22 protein-coding genes and 1 tRNA gene are annotated in these 20,094 nt (G+C 65.6%); 8 read left to right on the forward strand and 15 right to left on the reverse strand.

What is annotated here, in order from left to right:
* Positions 1–2 precede the first annotated feature (2 nt).
* Positions 3–1,979 (forward strand): M61 family metallopeptidase, encoded by a 1,977-nt coding sequence (locus BVE01S_RS00540; protein ID WP_066622923.1) that lies wholly within the window; start codon positions 3–5, stop codon positions 1,977–1,979.
* A gap of 40 nt (positions 1,980–2,019) precedes the next feature.
* Here the strand turns inward: BVE01S_RS00540 and BVE01S_RS00545 are convergent, their stop codons facing one another.
* Positions 2,020–2,697: a type 1 glutamine amidotransferase domain-containing protein gene (locus tag BVE01S_RS00545; protein ID WP_066622927.1), complete on the reverse strand. Its 678-nt coding sequence runs from the start codon at positions 2,695–2,697 to the stop codon at positions 2,020–2,022.
* Positions 2,698–2,816: 119 nt separating this feature from the next.
* On the opposite strand from BVE01S_RS00545, the gene BVE01S_RS00550 reads away from it, so the two are divergent.
* Both BVE01S_RS00550 and BVE01S_RS16680 read left to right on the forward strand, forming a co-directional pair.
* The gene (locus BVE01S_RS00550; RefSeq protein ID WP_066622930.1) at positions 2,817–3,728 is read left to right on the forward strand and encodes a CE1 family esterase; all 912 of its coding nucleotides are present in this window, start codon (positions 2,817–2,819) and stop codon (positions 3,726–3,728) included.
* A 10-nt stretch (positions 3,729–3,738) separates the two neighbouring features.
* Positions 3,739–4,005, forward strand: coding sequence for a hypothetical protein (locus BVE01S_RS16680; RefSeq protein ID WP_146112045.1), 267 nt, complete (start codon positions 3,739–3,741; stop codon positions 4,003–4,005).
* Positions 4,006–4,120: 115 nt separating this feature from the next.
* Here BVE01S_RS16680 and rplL read toward each other — a convergent pair whose 3' ends face one another.
* The 6 genes from rplL to BVE01S_RS00580 form a co-directional block, all read right to left on the reverse strand.
* Positions 4,121–4,504, reverse strand: coding sequence for a 50S ribosomal protein L7/L12 (gene rplL / locus BVE01S_RS00555; protein ID WP_055754823.1), 384 nt, complete (start codon positions 4,502–4,504; stop codon positions 4,121–4,123).
* A 62-nt stretch (positions 4,505–4,566) separates the two neighbouring features.
* The gene (rplJ, locus tag BVE01S_RS00560) at positions 4,567–5,082 is read right to left on the reverse strand and encodes a 50S ribosomal protein L10 (RefSeq protein WP_055754822.1); all 516 of its coding nucleotides are present in this window, start codon (positions 5,080–5,082) and stop codon (positions 4,567–4,569) included.
* 310 nt (positions 5,083–5,392) lie between these two features.
* On the reverse strand, positions 5,393–5,965 hold the full coding sequence (locus tag BVE01S_RS00565) for a DUF2059 domain-containing protein (protein ID WP_066622933.1): 573 nt from the start codon (positions 5,963–5,965) through the stop codon (positions 5,393–5,395).
* Between the two features lie 69 nt (positions 5,966–6,034).
* Positions 6,035–6,487, reverse strand: coding sequence for an NUDIX hydrolase (locus BVE01S_RS00570; protein ID WP_066622935.1), 453 nt, complete (start codon positions 6,485–6,487; stop codon positions 6,035–6,037).
* 153 nt (positions 6,488–6,640) lie between these two features.
* Positions 6,641–7,723, reverse strand: a complete 1,083-nt coding sequence (locus BVE01S_RS00575) for an AI-2E family transporter (protein ID WP_066622937.1) — start codon at positions 7,721–7,723, stop codon at positions 6,641–6,643.
* Between the two features lie 69 nt (positions 7,724–7,792).
* On the reverse strand, positions 7,793–8,209 hold the full coding sequence (locus BVE01S_RS00580) for a winged helix-turn-helix transcriptional regulator (protein WP_066622939.1): 417 nt from the start codon (positions 8,207–8,209) through the stop codon (positions 7,793–7,795).
* 53 nt (positions 8,210–8,262) lie between these two features.
* Here BVE01S_RS00580 and BVE01S_RS00585 point away from each other — a divergent pair, with 53 nt between their 5' ends.
* The gene (locus BVE01S_RS00585) at positions 8,263–8,871 is read left to right on the forward strand and encodes an NAD(P)-dependent oxidoreductase (RefSeq protein ID WP_066622942.1); all 609 of its coding nucleotides are present in this window, start codon (positions 8,263–8,265) and stop codon (positions 8,869–8,871) included.
* Positions 8,872–8,936: 65 nt separating this feature from the next.
* Here BVE01S_RS00585 and rplA read toward each other — a convergent pair whose 3' ends face one another.
* The 8 genes from rplA to aspS all read right to left on the reverse strand — a co-directional run bounded on the left by rplA (position 8,937) and on the right by aspS (position 15,110).
* Complete coding sequence (gene rplA, locus BVE01S_RS00590) at positions 8,937–9,626, reverse strand: 50S ribosomal protein L1 (protein WP_017506695.1); 690 nt, start codon at positions 9,624–9,626, stop codon at positions 8,937–8,939.
* A 3-nt stretch (positions 9,627–9,629) separates the two neighbouring features.
* Entirely contained in the window at positions 9,630–10,061 is a 432-nt protein-coding gene (rplK, locus tag BVE01S_RS00595) for a 50S ribosomal protein L11 (protein WP_055754816.1), read from the reverse strand.
* A 360-nt stretch (positions 10,062–10,421) separates the two neighbouring features.
* Entirely contained in the window at positions 10,422–10,997 is a 576-nt protein-coding gene (gene nusG, locus BVE01S_RS00600) for a transcription termination/antitermination protein NusG (RefSeq protein WP_017506694.1), read from the reverse strand.
* Between the two features lie 13 nt (positions 10,998–11,010).
* Positions 11,011–11,325 carry a preprotein translocase subunit SecE gene (secE, locus tag BVE01S_RS00605; protein ID WP_017506693.1) on the reverse strand — a complete coding sequence of 105 codons (315 nt, stop codon included), beginning with the start codon at positions 11,323–11,325 and terminating at the stop codon, positions 11,011–11,013.
* A 70-nt stretch (positions 11,326–11,395) separates the two neighbouring features.
* A tRNA-Trp gene (locus BVE01S_RS00610) sits at positions 11,396–11,471 on the reverse strand.
* A gap of 96 nt (positions 11,472–11,567) precedes the next feature.
* Entirely contained in the window at positions 11,568–12,902 is a 1,335-nt protein-coding gene (locus BVE01S_RS00615; protein ID WP_153923662.1) for a hemolysin family protein, read from the reverse strand.
* 95 nt (positions 12,903–12,997) lie between these two features.
* Positions 12,998–13,132: a hypothetical protein gene (locus tag BVE01S_RS17340; protein ID WP_276309702.1), complete on the reverse strand. Its 135-nt coding sequence runs from the start codon at positions 13,130–13,132 to the stop codon at positions 12,998–13,000.
* 145 nt (positions 13,133–13,277) lie between these two features.
* Positions 13,278–15,110, reverse strand: coding sequence for an aspartate--tRNA ligase (aspS, locus tag BVE01S_RS00620; RefSeq protein WP_066622945.1), 1,833 nt, complete (start codon positions 15,108–15,110; stop codon positions 13,278–13,280).
* Positions 15,111–15,239: 129 nt separating this feature from the next.
* Between aspS and BVE01S_RS00625 the strand changes: the two genes are divergently transcribed.
* The 4 genes from BVE01S_RS00625 to BVE01S_RS00640 all read left to right on the forward strand — a co-directional run bounded on the left by BVE01S_RS00625 (position 15,240) and on the right by BVE01S_RS00640 (position 20,094).
* Positions 15,240–15,563 carry a YciI family protein gene (locus tag BVE01S_RS00625; protein WP_233156372.1) on the forward strand — a complete coding sequence of 108 codons (324 nt, stop codon included), beginning with the start codon at positions 15,240–15,242 and terminating at the stop codon, positions 15,561–15,563.
* An 86-nt stretch (positions 15,564–15,649) separates the two neighbouring features.
* On the forward strand, positions 15,650–16,330 hold the full coding sequence (locus BVE01S_RS00630; protein WP_066622948.1) for a P-loop NTPase family protein: 681 nt from the start codon (positions 15,650–15,652) through the stop codon (positions 16,328–16,330).
* Between the two features lie 60 nt (positions 16,331–16,390).
* Positions 16,391–18,607, forward strand: coding sequence for an RNA degradosome polyphosphate kinase (locus BVE01S_RS00635; protein WP_066622951.1), 2,217 nt, complete (start codon positions 16,391–16,393; stop codon positions 18,605–18,607).
* Positions 18,607–20,094 carry a Ppx/GppA phosphatase family protein gene (locus tag BVE01S_RS00640; protein WP_066622954.1) on the forward strand — a complete coding sequence of 496 codons (1,488 nt, stop codon included), beginning with the start codon at positions 18,607–18,609 and terminating at the stop codon, positions 20,092–20,094. Before BVE01S_RS00635 ends, BVE01S_RS00640 begins: the two co-directional genes overlap by 1 nt.

Here is a 20,094-nt window from a genome sequence, read left to right on the forward strand (position 1 = left end):
GAATGCCGCGTACCCGCCTGACCGCCGCCTGCCTTGCCGTCCTGATGACGGCCGCCGCTTCGCCAGTTCTGGCCCAGAGCTTCCAGTCGACCCCTATCGTCGCCGATGCGACCCAGGCGCCGCTGGCCCTGCCCCGCGCCCAGCCGTCCATCCCGGCGCCGCAGGACAAGCCCTATCCGGGCGTGATCCAGTACCGCGCCGACATCACCGACCTGGACCGCCGCATCATCCGCGTCAGCCAGACCATCCCGGTCGCCGGTCCTGGCCCGCTGACCCTGCTCTATCCGAAGTTCCTGCCCGGCAACCACGCCGCCACCGGCCCAATCCAACTGCTGTCCGGGCTGACCGTCACCGCCAACGGCCAGCGGATCGAGTGGCTGCGCGACACGCTGGACCCTTACGCCTTCCACCTCGACATTCCGGCGCGCGTGACCAGCATAGAGGTGCAGTTCCAGCAACTGACCCAACCGGACGCCTCCAACTGGCGCGTGCTGATGACCCCAGCCATGGTCAATCTGCAGTGGGAAAAGGCCATCCTCTATCCGGCCGGCTATTTCAGCCGCCAGATCCAGATCGCCCCGTCGGTGGTCCTGCCCGCCGGCTGGAAATACGGCACCGCCCTGACCACGGCGTCTCAGGACGGCGACGTGGCGGCCTTCGCCCCGACCGACCTCTACACCCTGATCGACAGCCCCATCTTCGCGGGCGCGCACTACCGCCGCGTCGACATCGACCCCAGCGGCGAGCGCGTCCACCTGAACATCCTGGCTGACGAGGCCAAGGGTCTGGCCGCCACCGACGACCAGTTGAAACTGTTCGAGAACATGGTTCAGCAGGCCGACCGCCTGTTCGGCGCCCGTCACTTCGACAACTACGAATTCCTGTTCGCCCTGACCGATCAGATGGGCGGCATCGGGCTGGAGCATCATCGCTCGTCCGAGAACACCGGCGCGCCCGACTTCTTCACCAACTGGACCAAGAGCGCCGGCGACCGGGGCTTGCTGCCCCATGAATACACCCACTCCTGGAACGGCAAGTTCATGCGTCCGGCGGACGAGTTGACCGCCAACCACAACGTCCCGACCCAGAACACACTGCTATGGGTCTATGAGGGTCAGACCGAATACTGGGGCGATGTCCTGGCCGCCCGTTCGAGGCTGCATTCCAAGGACGTGGCCCTGGCGACCCTGGCCAGCGTCGCCGCCTTCTACGACCAGCAGCCGGGCCGCCAGTGGCGCGCCTTGCAGGACACCAACAACCACAATCTGCTGGGCTATCGCGTGCCGGGCCAGTTCACTTCGTGGATGCGCGGCACCGGCGACTACTACCGCGAAAGCCTGCTGGTCTGGCTGGACGCCGACACCATGATCCGCGAGGGCACCAATGGCCGCAAGTCGCTGGATGATTTCGCCAAGGGCTTCTTCGGTCACGACGACGGCGAATGGGCGCCTCAGGGTTACACCTTCGAAGACGTCGTCGCGGCCCTGAATGCGGTCTATCCCCACGACTGGGCCGCCTTCCTGCGCACTCGTCTGGACGCCGTCGGTCCCGACGCCCGCGCGCCGCTGGCCGGGATCGAGCGTGGCGGCTGGCGACTGACCTACACCGACACGCCCTCGGCGGCGGAGAAGTCGGTCCAGAGCGGCTGGGCCAACGACTTCCAATATTCGCTCGGCTTCACCCTGTCGGGCGACAAGCTGACCAACATCCGCTGGGGCGGCCCCGCCTTCGAGCAAGGCCTCGGCGCCGGCTGGAGCCTGGTCGCCGTCAACGGCAAGGCCGGCTCGGCCGAGGTCCTGCGCGACGCCGTCACGGCGGCGAAAGGGACCGACGCCCCGATCGAACTGTTGCTGAAATCCGGCGATCGCTTCCGCACGGTGGCCTTCGCCTACCACGACGGCCTGCGCTACCCGCGGCTGGAACGGATCGAAGGCGAGCCGGATCGCCTGTCCGACATCCTCGCGCCCCGCCGGCGCTGAAGGCGTCTCCTCCCCGCAGTGCGGGGAGGAGACACGCCCCTTACTTCAACAGCTTCAGCAACGCCTCGGCCGCCGCGTGCGACGAGCCGGGGTTCTGCCCGGTCACCAGCTTGCCGTCGGTCAGCACATAGGAGCCCCAGTCCGGCCCCTTGGAGTAGTCGCCGCCGTTGGCGGTCAGCACGTTCTCGACCAGGAACGGCACCACGTCGGTCAGGCCCACGGCCTCCTCTTCGGAGTTGGTGAAGCCGGTCACCTTGCGGCCGTTGACCAGCGGCTTGCCATCCTGCCCGTTCACAGACTTCAGCACGCCGGGCGCATGGCAGACGAAGCCGGTCGGCTTGTCCGCCTTGGCGAAGGCCTCGATCAGGGCGATGGAGTCAGCGTCGTTCGCCAGATCCCACAGCGGTCCGTGGCCGCCGGGATAGAAGACAGCGTCGAAATCCTCGGCCTTCACCGAAGACAGGACGACCGTCGAGGCCAGGGCGGCCTGGGCTTCGGCGTCGGCCTTGAACCGGCGCGTGTCGTCGGTTTGGGCGTCGGGGTCGTCGCTCTTGGGGTCCAGCGGCGGCTGACCGCCCTTGGGCGAGGCCAGCACGAGCTCCGCGCCCGCGTCCTTCAGCGCGTAATAGGGCGCCGCCAGCTCTTCCAGCCAGAAGCCGGTCTTCTTGCCCGTGTCGCCGAGTTGGTCGTGCGACGTCAGCACCAGCAGAATTTTCATAGGGGATGGCTCCGTCTTGGGGTGTCCACAGATGGGAAGCCGCACGGCGCCGCTCAAGACTGGCCTCGAAGCCGAAAACACCCCACCCTTTCGGCCTCGATCAGCGGAGATGACGTCGCATGAAGCCTTGGTTCGGTCTGTTCGCCGCCCTGATGGGCCTGATGATCTTCAGCCCGTCGGCTCAGGCGGCCGGCCCCTGCAACGTCGGACAGGCGGGCGCGACCCAGGCCGTCGCCATCGGCCTCAGCGGACGCACCATGCGGATCCACCTGCCTGCTGGTTTCGACCCCGCAAAGCCGGCGCCTCTGGTCTTCCTGCTGCACGGCAGCGGCGGCACGGGAGAGAAGATGCTGGCGTCTTCCGGCCTGGCTGAGGCGGCGGATCGGCACGGCTTCATCGTCGCCGCGCCCGATGCCGGCATTCCGATCGATCAAGGTTTCGTCTGGAACATCCCCGGCGTGCCGACCGTCACCGGCGCAGTCCCCGGTCCCGGCGATGCCGACGACGTCGCCTATCTGACGGGGGCCATCGATTATCTGGCCGACCAGGGCTGCGTCGATGACAGCCGCGTCTATGCGACGGGCCTGTCGGGCGGCGGCCGGATGGCGTCCTGGCTGGGTTGCGTCGCCGCCGACCGTTTCGCCGCCATCGCCCCGGTCGTCGGCTTGCGCGCCGGCAATCCCCGAAAGGACCGCCCGGAGGAGCCGGATCCCGCCACCTGCCGCCCTTCGCGCCCCATGCCGGTCATCGCCTTCGCCGGCGACGCCGACACGACCAATCCGATCCAGGGCGGCGGCGCAGGCTATTGGAGCTACACCATGCACGCCGCCGAACAGCGCTGGGCCCAGCTGAACGGCTGCACCCATGTGCGAGACACCCGCTGGATCGCCGACAAGATCTATGAAGAGGGCTACTCAGCCTGCCGCGACGGCGCGGACGTGGTGGGCCGCATCACCGCCGGCGGCGGCCACAGCTGGGTCGCCGACAACGACGCCCTGTGGGCCTTTTTCGCCGCACGTTCGCTCCGCTAAGAACCGGCCGATGGCTCTGCTGAGATTTGAGATTTGGGAAACAGCGAACTCACAAGAGTGCGCTGCCGTCAGTGAGGCGTGGGATCGTCTCCGGGATCCCGATGCTCGCTTTGTCGAAGCCTTCTATGCATCAACACAAGAAGAAGCGATGGCCTACCGCAACAGGCGCAATGGCTGGCGGCCCTACGAACCCGTTCGCGGATTGACCGACCAGATATTTAGCGACGCTCAGCATGTTGAACAGGAAGCTTACCTATCCGTCCGCGCAGTCAGATAACTAAGATGTCCGCCAAGGGCCTCAACAGCGCTCCGCGCGGTAGGCCCCAAAAGAAAAGACCCGGCGGTTTCCCGCCGGGCCTTTCCGATCTTCAGCAAATGCCGAAAGTCAGATCTTACTTGATCTGGACCTTGGCGCCGGCTTCCGTCAGCTTCTTGGCGACTTCGTCGGCGGCTTGCTTGGAGACGTTCTCGACGACGTTCTGCGGAGCGCCTTCGACCAGGTCCTTGGCTTCCTTCAGACCCAGGTCCGAACGGACGCCGCGGACTTCCTTGATCACGTTGATCTTCTTGTCGCCGCCGTCGACCAGGACGACGGTGAATTCGGTTTGCTCTTCGGCAGCTTCAGCCGGAGCGCCGCCGCCGGCGGCCGGAGCAGCCATGGCGACCGGAGCAGCGGCGCTGACGCCCCACTTTTCTTCCAGCAGCTTGGAGAGTTCAGCAGCTTCGAGGACGGTCAGAGCGGACAGGTCTTCGACGATCTTGGCGAGGTCAGCCATTGTCAGTTTTCCTTCGGAGGATTGGTTTTAGAGAGTGATGCAGAGATGAAAGGCTGGGCCGCTTACGCGGCTTCCTTGGTGGCGTAGGCGTTGAACACGCGAGCCAGCTGACCGGCGGGTGCTTGCAGCACGCCGGCGATACGGGTCGCAGGCGCGTTGAGCAGGCCGATGAGTTGACCGCGAACCTCGTCGAGCGTCGGGAGCTTGGACAGTGCGTCCACGCCCTTTTGGTCGACGATGGTCGAGCCCATGAAGCCGCCGACGATCTTGAAGCGATCGTTGGCCTTGGCGAACTCGGTGGCGACCTTGGCGGCCGTACCGGGGTTCTCGGAATAGGCGATGCCCACGGGACCCTTGAACAGGTTGTGGTAGTCGCTGCCTTCCTCGGCTTCGAGCGCCTTCAGCGCCAGGCGGTTCTTGACCACCTTGAACGCGCCGCCTTCTTTACGAAGACGGCCACGCAGATCTTCCATTTCCGCAACGGTCAGACCCAGGTTGTGGGTCACGACCACGCTGCCGGCGTCGGCGAAAACGCCCTTGAGCGATTCGATAGACTCGGCTTTTTGAGCGCGATCCATTGCGGTCTCCAGTCTTGGTATTCGCCGCCGGGCTTATTCCCGACGACGGATTGGCCAAAGCGCGTCGCATCGCTGCGAAACGTCGGGCCGGTCGTATTGTCCGAAGGATGCGTCTGACGGCGTCCATCCCGGAATGCGGGCTGACAGCGCAAGGTCGCGTCCCCATCTCCCCACGGCGTCAGAGGGCTCTCTGACAGTTATGGCATGGGTGACCCCCACGCCCCGAAGTTCTCGGACAGGACCGTCAGAAGATGAACCTCCGACGGGAAGCGGCGCTCTTACAGGCGCCGTCGTTGGAAATCAACCCGGCTTAACGCCGGCTGGGTTTGGCGCCGGTCTGTTCGGCCTCGCCGCAGTCGAACCGGGCGCAGTATTTGCTCTCGAACTCCTCTAGAAGGTTCGTCATCGCTGCGGTCTCGACCTCCTGTGAGGCCATGCTCAAGGATATCGTCTTGGCTGCGACAGAGCGCCCGACAGCCGTGCGATAGAATGCGATCTGAGCGACAAGTTCTTCTTCAGTGAAGACGGAGCCGTAAATCGGGGCCAAGTCATCCATGAACCGCTCGATCATTCTGCTAGCCATAGACGGCATGTTGGTGCGGACCCAAATCGCTTCTTCGCCGCCCTTCTTATCCAGTTCGCCCATCTGCGCGACCATGACGCGCTCGAACTCCTTCATGAAGTTCGGTCCGACGGACAGATCGATCAGTTCGCGCGCCAGGGCGCTGCGGCGGGCCAGGCCGGCATCCTGCGGCGCAGGCTCGACGCGCGTGACGACAACTGTTTCCGATTGAGCCGCCGTCTGCGCGCGCGCGCCTGTCGCGCTCAGACCCAGCGCCAGACCCAGCGACGCGGCCAGCGCCAGTGTGCGTGAGATGATCATGATGGCCTCCCCCGCCCTCTTATCGGGAAGCTCAGGCCTGCAGGCCAGTCGAATTCGACCGACGGTTGCTCAATCTTCGAGCGGCGTGGCGTCGAAGTCGCGGATCAGCGCGGCCAGGTCGGGCTCATGAACCAGATCCGCCGCCTCGCTCAGGCTCATCCAACGGCGCTCGCGCTGATGCGCTTCGGGCCAGGCGCCCATCTGGATCAACACTTCGAGCGGATAGACCGACACCACGCACGGGCGCACGCCCCCGTCCTTCAACCCCTTGGCGTAGCGGAAGACACCGATGGACTGTGTGTCGACGTCGCCCTTCACCCCCGCCTCCTCCATCGCCTCCTGAGCGGCCGCCTCGGGATCGCTCTTGCCGACCATCCGCCCGCCCTTGGGGATCACCCAGCGTCGCGTTTCGCGCGAGGTGATCATCAGGATGCGACGCTCGCCGTCCTCCAGCCGCCACGGCAGGGCCGCGACCTGCCGGGTCTCGGAGCGGGTGGTGCGTTTCGACCGGGCCTGCGCCACGCCTCAGCCCTCGCCCATCGCTTGAGCGGTCCTGACGATTCGTGCTGGCGCTCGCCCAATCTTCACGTCTGGTTCCAGGTCTGCTGGTCGCGGCCGCCCTCGAAACGGGATCACGACGGCTGCGTCAAGTTGTCAGACCACGGACGGTCCCATTTATTTCTCGCCGGGCGCCTTGGCCTTGGGATCGCCCAGCACGTCCTGACGATACAGCATGGTGATCAAGGTGTGCAGCACCAGCGCCAGCGGCGTGGCGAACAGCACGCCCAGCGGCCCGAACAGGGTGCCGATGCCCACGACGGCGAAGATGCCCAGCACGACGGGCAGGTTCGCGACGTTCTTCTGCACCATCGGCGTGATGAAGTTGCTCTCCAGCTGGGACACAACGACATACAGCGCCAGCGTCATCAGGGCCGTCTGCCACCCTTGCGTGGCGCCGACCAGCACGGCCGGCACGGTGGAGACGATGGGCCCGACGATCGGCACGAACTGCGCCAGTCCCGTCAGCAGACCCAGCCCCAGCGCCGACGGCACGCCGATGATGGCCAAACCTATCCCTGTCAGTGTCCCGACCAGAACCATCGAGAACAGCTGCGCCTTCAGCCAGCCTTTCAGCGCCTTCCCGCAGCTGTTCAGCACTTCGCGCATTCGCGGCCGCCGATCCATGGGCAGCATTGACAGCAGCCCCTCGCGCGACTTGGCGGGCTCGATCGCCAGGAAGACGCCTGCGACCACGACGAGGACCAGAGTGGTGACGCCCGATGCGAAGCCCAGGGCGAACTTCTGAGCGACCTGCAACGCCTGACCGGCACGGCCGCCCAGCCCTTGTAGTTGCTCCAACAGCTGTGCGGCATAGGGTTGGGCCTGGATCCAGGACTGAACCTGCTCCCAGCCTTGCGGCACCACGGCGGACAGGGCCACGACCTGTTCGGTGATCTGGGTTCCGAACAGGGTCAATATCCCCGCCAGGACCGCGACCACGATCAGCAGCGATAGGAAGACGGCCAGCGGGTCCGGCGCCTTCAGCCAGCGCACGATGGGATCGGCCAGGGCGCGCAGGATCACCGACACCACGATAGCCCCGAAGATCAGCAGCCACAGCGTCTGCAGCGTCACGATCAGCTGGACCGCGAAATAGGCCGCCACCAGCACGATGGCGCCGAACGCGAGACGACCCTTCCACGGGTCGTGGCCGCCCACACCGGGCTTTTCGCCCATCAGTTTTTCCAGTCCGAACATGTCGCCCCCTTCAAGGTCGCGACAGGAACGCGGGTCGAGCGTGGCCGTTCGCCGCAGGCGATAAAAAAGTCAGTGGGTGTCGGGGGATCGCTGATCGTAGGCCATTTGCGCCGCCGCGACGTCCGGCATCCGGGTCTCGGCCCAGTCGATCATCGACTGCATCGCCGCCATCAGGGTCCGGCCCAGCGGCGTGACCGCATAGGTCACCGACACCGGCACGGTGGCCACGACCGAGCGTGACACCAGCCCGTCGCGCTCCAGCGACTTCAGCGTCTGGCTCAGCATCTTCTGCGACACCCCATCGACCCGCTGCTTCAGGGCGTTGAAGCGGATCGGCCCCTCTCCCAGCACGATCAGGATCAGGGTGCTCCATTTGTCGGCGATGCGGTCCAGCAGTTGCCGCGTCGGACAGTTCGCTGCGAACACATCGCCTCGCAGCCAGGTTTCTTGAAGGTAACCAGGTGTCTGAGAGGTGCCGTCTTGCATAGGCGCATCCCATATCGCACCTGGTATCCATTGGATACCCAAAGGAGCCTTCCATGAAAGTCGCAGTCCTCGGCGCCAGCGGTCGCGCCGGCTCGGAAATCACCAAGGAACTGGCCGCTCGCGGTCACACGGTCAGCGCCATCGCCCGCAAGCCGGAAGCGATTCTGAGCGCCACCGGCGTCACGCCTGTCGCCGGCGACGCCTCGGACGCCGCCGCGCTCGCCGACCTGATCAAAGGCTCGGACGCGGTCATCAGCGCCCTGCACTTCGATGTTCCCGCCGCTACGATCCTTGGCGCGCTGAAGACCGCCGGCGTCCCGCGCCTGCTCGTCACCGGCGGCGCCGCCAGCCTGGAGGTCGCGCCCGGCGTCCTCTTGTTCGACACGCCGCAGTTTCCGGCCGAATGGAAGCCCATCGCCAAGGGCGGCCTGACCTTCCTGGACGACCTGCGTCAGGAGACCGACATCGACTGGACGTTCTTCTCCCCCGCCGCCCTGATCGAGGAAACGCCGCGCCTGGGCCGCTATCGCACCGGGACCGACCAACTGGTCGTGGACGCCAATGGCGACAGCAAGATCGGCTTCTCCGACTACGCCATCGCCATGGTCGACGAACTGGAGAACCCCAAGCACAGCCGCGCCCGCTTCACCGCCGCCTACTGATCCGGGCAAGAAAAAAACGGCGGAGATCGCTCCCCGCCGTTCTTCCGTATGGCTTGTCTTTCGACTTAGGCGCCCAGCGAGGCCGGGTCGACCTTGAAGCCCGGGCCCATCGTCGAGGACAGGCTGATGCGCTTCACATAGGTGCCCTTGGCGCCCGACGGCTTGGAACGCACCAGGGCGTCCACGATGGCCTTCACGTTGGCTTCCAGGGCGTCTTGGGTGAACGAGACCTTGCCGATGCCGGCGTGGACGATGCCCGCCTTCTCGACGCGGAACTCGACGGCGCCGCCCTTGGCGTCCTTGACGGCCTGGGCCACGTTCGGGGTCACGGTGCCGACCTTGGGGTTCGGCATCAGGCCGCGCGGGCCCAGCACCTTACCCAGACGGCCGACCAGGGCCATCATGTCCGGCGACGCGATCACGCGGTCGAACTCCATGAAGCCGCCGGCGATCTTTTCGTACAGATCTTCGGCGCCGACGTGTTCGGCCCCGGCTGCGGTGGCTTCGGCGGCCTTGGCGTCCTTGGCGAAGACAGCGACGCGAACGTCACGGCCGGTGCCCGACGGCAGGTTGACGACGCCACGGACCTGTTGGTCGGCGTGACGCGGGTCGACGCCCAGGTTGACCGAGATTTCCAGCGACTCGTCGAACTTGGCCTTGGCGTTTTCCTTGGCCAGCTTGATGGCGTCGGAGAACGGCAGCAGGTCTTGGGTCACGCCGGTGCGGGCCTTGAAGGCCTTGGTTTGCTTGGCCATGGTTTAGCCCTCCACCACTTCGAGGCCCATCGCGCGGGCGGAGCCTTCGATGATCTTGGCCGCCGCGTCGATGTCGTTGGCGTTCAGATCCTTCATCTTCTTTTCGGCGATCTCGCGCAGTTGCGCCTGCGTGATCTTGCCGGCGACTTCACGGCCGACCAGCTTCGAACCCGACTTCAGGCCCGTGGCCTGCTTCAGGTACCAGGTCGCCGGCGGCGTCTTGGTGATGAAGGTGAACGACTTGTCCTGATAGACGGTGATCACGGTCGGAAGCGGGGTGCCCTTGGCTTCCTTCTCGGTGCGCGCGTTGAACTCCTTGCAGAAGCCCATGATGTTCACGCCGCGCTGACCCAGAGCCGGGCCGATCGGGGGCGAAGGCGTGGCCGAACCGGCCGGCACTTGCAGCTTGATATAGCCGAGAATCTTCTTGGCCATTGGTCTCTCCTATGAATGACCCCGGACGTGATCCGGGACCGGTGAGCCGTGGTTGCGGCATGGCTGCCTCCCACGGATTTGACGCTCCACGAACCCAAGGCCCGCCGAGCGAAGGCGCGCGTGTAACAGAGGGGGGATGGAAAGGCAACGCAGGGATTTGCCCTCTCACCTGTTCCGTCATCCTCGGGCTTGACCCGAGGACCGGATCCTCCGCCGCTTTGCGCCTGGGGTGACGCCCAGCCCGATCTACGTCTGATCCTCGGGTCGAGCCCGAGGATGACGGCGTCTGGAAGGCGATCAGCCAAACGAAAAAGCCGCGCCCTTTCGGACGCGGCTTAAATATCGACAGGTGCGTGAGCCTCAGCCCGCGACCTTCTCCACCTGGGCGTATTCCAGTTCGACCGGCGTGGCGCGACCGAAGATGGACACGGCGACGCGCAGGCGGGCGTGTTCTTCGTCCACGCTCTCGACCGAACCGTCGAAGCTGGCGAACGGGCCGTCGATGACCTTGACCTTCTCGCCGATGTCGAAGCGGATGGTGGGCTTCGGACGCTCGACGCCCTCTTCCACGGCGCCGATGATGTTTTGAACTTCACGCTCGGAGACCGGCAGGGGCTTGGTGCCGCCCGCGGCGCCCAGGAAGCCCGTGACCTTCGGCGTGTTCTTGACCAGGTGATAGGCCTGGTCGGTCATTTCCATCTTCACCAGCACATAGCCGGGGAAGAACTTGCGTTCCGAGTTCACCTTGCGGCCGCGACGGATCTCGACGACGTCCTCGGTCGGAACCAGGATTTCGGAGAAGGCGTCTTCCAGGCCCTGTTGCTTGGCCTGATCACGCAGCTGCTCGGCGACCTTCTTCTCGAAGTTCGAGTAGGCGTTGACGATGTACCACTTGTGGCGCGGATTGGCGGGCTTTGCGGGCGCTGCATCGGTCATGGGCGCGTCTTTCTCAGGATCCGAGAGCGATGATGTAGCGGAAGGCGTAGCCGAGGCCAGTGTCCACGATCCAGAAGAAGATCGAGGCGATGATGACCATGATGAAGACCATCACCGAGGTGATCCAGGTCTCCTTGCGGCTGGGCCAGACGATCTTGCGGCCTTCGGCGCGCACCTGGCTCAGGAACTGGCCGGGGCTGGTGCGGGGCTTCTTGGGCTCGGGCGAATCGACCGTGATGGCGGCGGCGCCGGCCGCCTGAGGCTTGGCGCCCATCTGGGGCTTCGCGCTGCCTTGAGGCCGCTTGCCGGGAGTTTTGGCCTTGGCCATCAGTTGCTCTTCACACAATTGTTCCTGTCGCCCCAGATGGGAAGTCCCATCCGGAAGCGACAGGGGGGATTGGCAGGAGTTGGGGGACTCGAACCCACGACCCCCGGTTTTGGAGACCGGTGCTCTACCAGCTGAGCTAAACTCCTAGACAACCGCGCAAACCCGAAAGGTCCGTGCGTTCGCCAGAGGGGGGCGTATGCCCGACACCGCCCGCCATTTCAAGGGCGATGTGACACTTGCGATCAGTCTTCCAGATGCGCGGCGATGGCGTCCCGCTCGTCCTGTGCCTTCACCAGTTCCTTGAAGATCAGCTTGTCGATGCGGCGGTCGTCCATATCCACGACCTCGACCTCGAATCGGCCGACCTGGAGCACTTCACCTTCGTCCGGGACGCGCGAGATCTGGTGCAGAATCAGGCCAGCGACGGTGTGGAAGCCTTCATGCTCGCCAAAGTCCTCGCCCAGCTTGTCGGCCAATTCGTCCAGGTCCGTTTGACCATCGACAAGCCAGCTGCCGTCGGCGCGCTGATGGATCCAGGCCTGCTCTTCGTCATGGCCTTCGTTGAAGTCGCCGGCGATCATTTCCAGGATGTCGGTCGCTGTCACCACGCCTTCGAAGGCGCCGTACTCGTCGACGATAAAGGCCATGTGGACCCGCGAGCCCTTCAGGATCTCCAGCGCCTTCAACACCGAGGTCGATTGGGGAATGAAAGCCGGTTCGGCGACCAGCGGTTCGATGTCGAACTTGCCGTTGGTCAGCAGGCTGTCCAGCAGATCCTTCTTGTGAACCACGCCCAGCGGATTATCGACGTCGCTCTCGCGCGCCACCACGATCCGCGAATAGGGGCAGGTGCGAATCTCTTCGCGCAGCATCTCTTCGGGGTCGTCCAGGGCGATCCAGAACACGTCGTGGCGCGGGGTCATCGCGACCCGCACCGGACGGTCGCCCAGGCGCAGGATTTCCTCGATCATCACCTGCTCTTCGGGCTCGATCAGGCCGGCCGAAGTGCCTTCGGCCAGGATGGTCGCCACCTCTTCCTGGGTCACGTCCGAGCCATCGCGATCCTTGACGCCCAACAGCTTCAGGATGCCCGAGGTGGAGGCGGTCAGCAGCAGAACGAACGGCTTCAACACGATCGCCAGCTTGGAGATCGGCCCGGCCATCTTGGACGCTACCGTTTCGGGGAAGATCAGCGCCAGGCGCTTGGGCACCAGTTCGCCGATGATCAGCGAGACATAGGTGATGCACACGACCACCAGGGCCGTGGCGAAGAATTCGGTATATTGAGCCAGCGCCGGGAAGGCGACTTCGAGAATGCGATCCAGTTCGCCCGCGATGGTCGCCTGACCATAGGCGCCCGCCAGAATGCCGATCAGGGTGATGCCCACCTGAACCGCGGACAGGAACTGAGTCGGTTCTTCCGACAGTTTCAGCGCCGCCCTGGCCCCCCGGTCGCCTCGTTCCGCCCTCGCCTGTAGTTTGGATTTCCGCGAGGAGACGACCGCCAATTCAGTCATGGCGAACAAGCCGTTGAGCACCACCAGGAGCAGAACGACAGCAATAGCGATGAGTAACATCTAGGGGGTTTTGGGGACCGACGCGGCGCGACAGACGGCGTCCGCAGCGCTACATTAGGGCAGGATCGCGACCAGCGCCACGTTTTCCTTTGCGCTCAGCCCGTGCGCCCGGCTTCGACCGAGCCGTAAGCGCCCGAAACCGTCCGGCCGTTGGCGTCATACTGGGTCGCACAGGCGCTCATGCCCAGCACGGTGCCGATGAAGATACCCAGTCGAATGGCGCGTCGCATTTGGTTACCGAAAGATTAACGTCCGATCCGAACGTAAATCCCGGTTTGCGGTTGCAGGCAATCGTGCTCGCCCTGGGCGCGAGCGCAAAAAAAGGGGGACGCCGCGAAGCGTCCCCCTTCTTCGTCTTTGATCAGACCTCGCCGATCACACCTTGATCGGCAGCGCCGTGCGGATGTGGACATCCTTCAGCTGGCGCTCCTCGGCCTCGGTCGGGGCGTTCATCAGCAGATCCTCGCCCTGCTGGTTCAGCGGGAAGGCGATGACCTCGCGGATGGCCGTCTCGCCGGCCAGCAGCATGACGATGCGGTCGATCCCGGGGGCCAGGCCGCCGTGCGGCGGCGCGCCGAAGCGGAAGGCGTTCAGCATGCCGCCGAACTGCTCCTCGACCACCGAGGCGTCATAGCCGGCGATCTCGAACGCCTTCAGCATGATCTCGGCCTTGTGGTTCCGGATCGCGCCCGAGCACAGCTCATAGCCGTTGCAGACGATGTCGTACTGATAGGCGCGAATGGTCAGCGGATCCTGACCTTCCAGCGCCTCAAGCCCGCCCTGCGGCATGGAGAAGGGGTTGTGGCTGAAGTCGACCTTCTTCTCTTCCTCCGACCATTCGAACATGGGGAAGTCGACGATCCAGCAGAATTTGAACTGGTCTTCGTCCACCAGCTTCAACTCCGTACCGACGCGGGTGCGGGCCAGGCCGGCGAACTTGGCGAAGGTCGCAGGCAGGCCGGCGACGAAGAAGGCGGCGTCGCCCTGCCCCAGACCCAGCGAAGACATCAGGGCCTCGGTCGGTTCCTGACCCAGGTTCTTGGCGATCGGGCCGCCCCAAGCGCCCTGGTCTTCGGACCAGAAGATATAGCCCAGGCCCGGTTGGCCCTCGCCCTGCGCCCAGCTGTTCATGCGGTCGCAGAAGGCGCGGCTGCCGCCGGTCGGCGCCGGAATGGCCCAAACTGCGTTCTTGTCGTCCGCGCCCAGGATTTTGGCGAACAGGCCGAAGCCGCCGTCGCGGAAATGATCCGTCACCACCTGCATCTTGATCGGATTGCGCAGGTCCGGCTTGTCCGAGCCATACCAGGCCATCGACTGGGCATAGGTCAGGCGCTCGAAACCCTTGTGTTCGAACGTCTCGCCGAAGTCGTTGGTGAAGGTATGGACGCCGTCGATGGCAGAGACCGGCTTGCCCTCGCCGAACTCCTCGAACACGCCGTGCATCAGCGGCTCGATGGCGGCGAAGACGTCTTCCTGCGTCACGAAGCTCATCTCGACGTCGAGCTGATAGAACTCCAGCGAACGGTCGGCGCGCAGGTCTTCGTCGCGGAAGCACGGCGCGATCTGGAAATAGCGATCGAAGCCCGACACCATCAGCAGCTGTTTGAACTGCTGCGGCGCCTGGGGCAGCGCATAGAACTTGCCCGGATGCAGTCGCGACGGCACCAGGAAGTCGCGCGCGCCTTCCGGCGACGAGGCCGTCAGGATCGGGGTCTGATACTCCAGGAAGCCCTGATCGACCATGCGGCGGCGGATCGAGGAGATCACCTTGGAGCGCAGCACGATGTTCTTGTGCAGTCGCTCGCGGCGCAGATCCAGGAAGCGGTTGGCCAGGCGGATATCCTCAGGATATTCCTGATCGCCGAAGACCGGCATCGGCAGTTCGGCGGCTTCGGACAGCACCTCGACGCCCTGGACGCGCACCTCGACCTCGCCCGTGGGCAGGTTGGGGTTCACCACCGAGGCGTCGCGGGCGACCACCTCGCCATCGACCTTGATCACGCTCTCGGCGCGCAGACGTTCGACGGCGGCGAAGCCCGGCGTCTCGGGGTGCAGCACCAGCTGCGTCAGGCCGTAGTGGTCGCGCAGGTCGATGAACAGCAGGCCGCCGTGGTCGCGCTTGCGGTGAACCCAGCCCGACAGGCGAACAGCGGAACCGGCGTCGGAGGCGCGCAGGGCGCCGCAGGTGTGAGAGCGATAGGCGTGCATGAAACGAACCGTCTGGAGTCTCTGGGCGGTGGAATCCGACGCCGTCGGCGCCCGAAATCGAAGCGGCGTAGGGCGCATCATCGCCCCGGAAAGTCAAGGTTTCAGCCGTTGCAAAGCCTGCCGCCGCGCATGATATCTGACGCTTCCATCCCGCCCGAGGCCGCCATGTTCATCGTCACCATCACTTACACCCAGCCCATCGAAGCCATCGAGGCGCGGACGGTCGAGCATCGCGCGTGGCTGGATCAGCATGTCGCCAGCGGCCTGATCATCGCCGCCGGGCCGATGGTCCCGCGCACCGGCGGCATTCTGGTGGTGCGCAGCGGCGGAACCAAGCAAGAGCTGGAGACCCTGCTGAAGGACGATCCGTTCCAGGTTCACGGCCTGGCCGATTACACGGTGACGGAGTTCAAGGCCGGCAAGCTGAACCCCGCCCTGGCCGAATTCGCCTGATTTCATCCACAGGGGCGCGGTTCGCTCCCCGCAACCAACAGCGCGGGCCTGACGCGGTTAACGCCGGCCTCTGCTATGACAGGCGCATGTCCGCGCTGAGCGCCCTGCCCCCGACCACGACCGAACAGCTGCGTCTGCCGCTGGAGCGGCCGGTTGCGGGCGAAGCCTTCGTGACGTCCGACAGCAATGCCGAGGCCGTGCGCGTTCTGGCCCGCTGGCCCGACGGCGTGGGCGCGGTGCTGGCGCTGCACGGCCCGCCAGGGTCGGGCAAGAGCCGCCTCGCCGCCGACTGGGCCGAGCGTGTCGGCGCTGTGCCGCTGAACGGCGCCGAGGCTGCGCTGATCGATCCGCTGGAACTGGAAGGCCGGCCGGTCCTGCTGGACCGCGCGGCGGACGCCGACGACGAAAGCCTGTTTCATCTGATCAACCTGGCCAACTCCGGCGGCGGCGCTCTGCTGCTGGTGTCGCGTTCGGCCCCGCGCCAATGGTCAGTCGATCTGCCCGATCTGCGATCGCGGCTGGACGCCGTGCGGGCCGTCGCCATCGCCGCGCCCGACGACGCGGTCCTGTCGGCCATCCTGCGCGCCCGCTTCGCCGAACGCAGCATCACCCCATCCGACGACGTGATCGACTATCTGGTTCGACGCCTGGACCGCTCGGCCGAGACCGCCGCTGCGGTGGTCGAACGTCTGGACGCACTCCACCGCCCGGTCACACGCGTTCTGGCGCGTCAGGTGCTGGACGCCATGGACGCCGCCGGCGACTGACCCGCGACATTTTCTCGGTGCCCGCTTGCGGCCGTCACACACGCGCGCGAGAACCGGATCATGACCGACGCCGCGATCCATGACGACACCCGAGGCGAAGAGGTTCCCGCCTCTCGCGCCCCTCAACTGGCGCTGAGCGAAGAGCTGATGGCCTCGCCCAGCCGGTTCTTCAATCGCGAAACCTCGTGGCTGGCGTTCAACGAACGGGTTCTGGAAGAAGCGGCCAACCCCAACCACCCCCTGCTGGAGCGGCTGCGGTTCCTGTCCATCTCGGCCAATAACCTGGACGAGTTCTTCATGACCCGCGTCGCCGGCCTGAAGGGTCAGTTGCGCGAACGGCTGCGCGTCCTGTCCGCCGACGGCCTGACCCCCGCCGAACAGCTGGAGCAGATCAACATCGCTGCCGGCGAGCTCATGGCCGAACAGCAGCTGCGCTGGCGTCAGCTCAAGAGGGAACTGACGGTCGCCGGTATCGAAATCGTCGATCGCCAGAAGATCACCAAGACCGAGAAGGAGCGTCTGGAACCCGAGTTCCTGAACCAGCTCTTCGCCGTCCTGACGCCGCTCGCCATCGACCCGGCGCACCCCTTCCCCTTCCTGCCCAACCTCGGCTTCTCCCTGGCGCTGAAACTAAAGCGCAAGGGCGAGACCAAGACCTTCTACGCCCTGGTGCCGGTGCCGACCCAAGTGCGCCGGTTCTGGGAATTGCCGACCGACGGCCGCTCCACGCCGGGGCACAAGCGGTTCATCACGCTGGAAAACGTGCTGCTGCTGTTCATCGACCACCTGTTCCCCGGCTGCGAGGTTCAGGAAAAGGGCGTTCTGCGCCTGATCCGCGACTCGGACATCGAGATCGAGGAAGAGGCCGAGGACCTGGTCTTGGAGTTCGAGGAGGCGCTGAAGCAGCGTCGTCTCGGCTCGGTAGTGCGGGTCAAGATCGAGGCGTCCATGCCTGTCGATCTGCGCGACTTCATCGTCGGCGAGCTGGAGGCCGCGCCCCAGGACGTGGTTCTAGTCGACGGCATGCTTGGTCTGGCCCAGCTGTCGGACCTGATCCCCGGCGGCCACCCGGACCTGAAGTTCAAGGGCTATGAGCCGCGCTATCCCGAACGTGTCCGCGACAATGGTGGCGACGTCTTCGCGGCCATTCGCGAAAAGGATCTGCTGATCCACCACCCGTTCGAGAGCTTCGACGTGGTGGTTCAGTTCCTGCGTCAGGCCGCGCGCGATCCCAATGTCATCGCCATCAAACAGACGCTGTACCGCACCTCCAAGGACAGCCCCATCGTCGCCGCCCTGATCGAGGCGGCCGAGAACGGCAAGAACGTCACCGCCCTGGTCGAACTGAAGGCCCGCTTCGACGAAGAGGCCAATCTGCGCTGGGCGCGGGCGATGGAGCGGGCCGGCGTCCATGTCGTCTTCGGCTTCGTCGAATACAAGACCCACGCCAAGGTCAGCGTCGTAGTCCGGCGCGAGGGCGAGGGCTTGCGCACCTACTGCCACTTCGGCACCGGCAACTACCACCCCGTTACGGCCAAGGTTTACACCGACCTTTCGCTGTTCTCCTGCGACCCGGTGCTGGGGCGCGATGCGACGCGGGTGTTCAACTACATCACGGGCTATGCGACGCCGGACCACCTCGAAGCCCTGGTCGTCTCGCCGCTGAACATGAAGGCCACGCTGATCGAACTGATCGGCAAGGAGATGTCGGCCGCCGCCATGGGCAAGCCCGCTGCCATCTGGGTCAAGCTGAACGCCCTGGTCGACGTCGAGATCATCGACGCCCTTTACCGGGCCAGCCAGTGGGGTGTGCGTATCGATCTGGTCGTACGCGGCATCTGCTGCCTGCGTCCCGGCGTGCCGGGTCTGTCGGAGAATATCCGGGTCAAGTCGATCGTCGGCCGCTTCCTGGAACACAGCCGCATCGTCTGCTTCGCCAACGGCAAGGATCTGCCGCATGACAAGGCCAAGGTCTTCATCTCCTCGGCCGACTGGATGACGCGCAACCTGGATCGCCGGGTCGAGTTGATGACGCCGATCCGCAACGCCACCGTCCACGACCAGGTGCTGGATCAGATCATGGTCGCCAATCTGAAGGACGACGCACAAAGCTGGGTGCTGGACGCCGAAGGGCGCTATACACGCGTCACCCCCGCCGATCCTGAGCGGCCCTTCTCGGCCCACAAATACTTCATGACCAACCCCAGCCTGTCCGGGCGCGGCCGCAAGGCCAAGAGCCTGCCCGCCGTCCTGCGCTACGAGCGTCCGGGACGCTGATGCCCGACATCACGCTTACCGACCGCGACATCGCCGCGATCGACATCGGTTCGAACTCGGTTCGCCTGGTTCTTTACCGGCTGGAAGGCCGTGCGATCTGGACCGTCTATAATGAGAAGGTTCTGGCCGGCCTGGGCCGCGACCTGCCGACGACACGCAAACTGTCGCCCGAGGGCGTTGTCATGGCGATGACGGCGCTGCGCCGTTTCGCGGCCGTGCTGGAAGGCGTGCGGCCTGACGCGACCCTGATCGCCGCCACCGCCGCCGTGCGCGAAGCCCTGGACGGGCCGGAGTTCTGTGAGCGGGTCGCCGCCGAGACCGGCCTCCAGATCCGCGTCCTGTCGGGTGAGGAAGAGGCCCAATACGCGGCCATGGGCGTGCTGGCCGGCGCGCCCCTGGCCCACGGCGTCTCGGCCGACATGGGCGGCGCCAGTCTTGAGCTGACCCGGCTGAACGGAGACGGCGTCGAGAACGGCCTGACCCTGCCGCTGGGTCCCTTTGCTCTGGCTGACGGCAAGGCCTTCGACGCCGAGCGCATCAAGGCCCGTATCGATCAGGCCCTGAAACCGGTCGCAGGCCAGTTCAAGAGCGAGCGCCTCTACGCCGTGGGCGGCGCCTGGCGGACCCTGGCCCAGGTCCAGATGGGCCTGAAATCCTATCCGCTGAAGGTCGTGCATCAATATCAGATGTCGGCCGATGAGGCGCTGGAGACCGCGCGTCTGGTCGCGCAACAGTCGGCGGCCAGCCTGGCCAAACTGCCCGGCGTATCGAAGAAGCGCGCCGAGACCCTGCCCTACGCCGGCCTGGTGCTGGAGGCGTTGATCAAACATCTCGGTCTCAAACAGATCGAGATGTCGGCCTGGGGCGTGCGCGAGGGCCTGCTGTTCGAGACGCTGGACGAGGCGACGCGCACGGCCGATCCGCTGCTGGCCGGCTGCACCGCCCTGGGCGGTCGCCAGGGTGTGGCCCCCGCCCTGCCCGGCGCGCTGAACGGCTGGATTTCCGAAATCGTCGCCGCCCTTCCCGAGGTTTTCGGCGAAAAACGCGACGCCGTTCTGGTCAGCGCCGCCTGCCGTCTGGCGGACCTGGGCGCGCGGCTGCACCCGGATCACAGGCTGGAGCTTGTCTTCGACCAGGTGCTGCGCGCGCCCGTCGCCGGCATCAGCCATACCGAACGCGCCTTTTTGGCCAGCGCGATGAACGCCCGGTACGGCGGCGCGCCCGCCACGCCGCAGCCCGAGGTCATCGACCGCCTGCTCGACGCCGCCGCCGCCAAACGCGCCCGCGCCATCGGCCTGGCGATCCGTCTGGCCTGCGACCTGTCCGGGCGCTCACCCCAGCTGATGGCCAACGCCACCGCCAAGGTCAAAGGCGGCGACCTGCGTCTGACCGCGACCGAAGGCTACGCCGACGTCCTCTTGGGGGAACAGACCAAGAAGCGCGCCAAGGCCCTCGCCGAGGCGATGGACCTGGGGCTGAAGATTTAG

It is taken from the genome of Brevundimonas vesicularis NBRC 12165, from assembly GCF_001592205.1.
GTDB classification, from domain to species: domain Bacteria; phylum Pseudomonadota; class Alphaproteobacteria; order Caulobacterales; family Caulobacteraceae; genus Brevundimonas; species Brevundimonas vesicularis.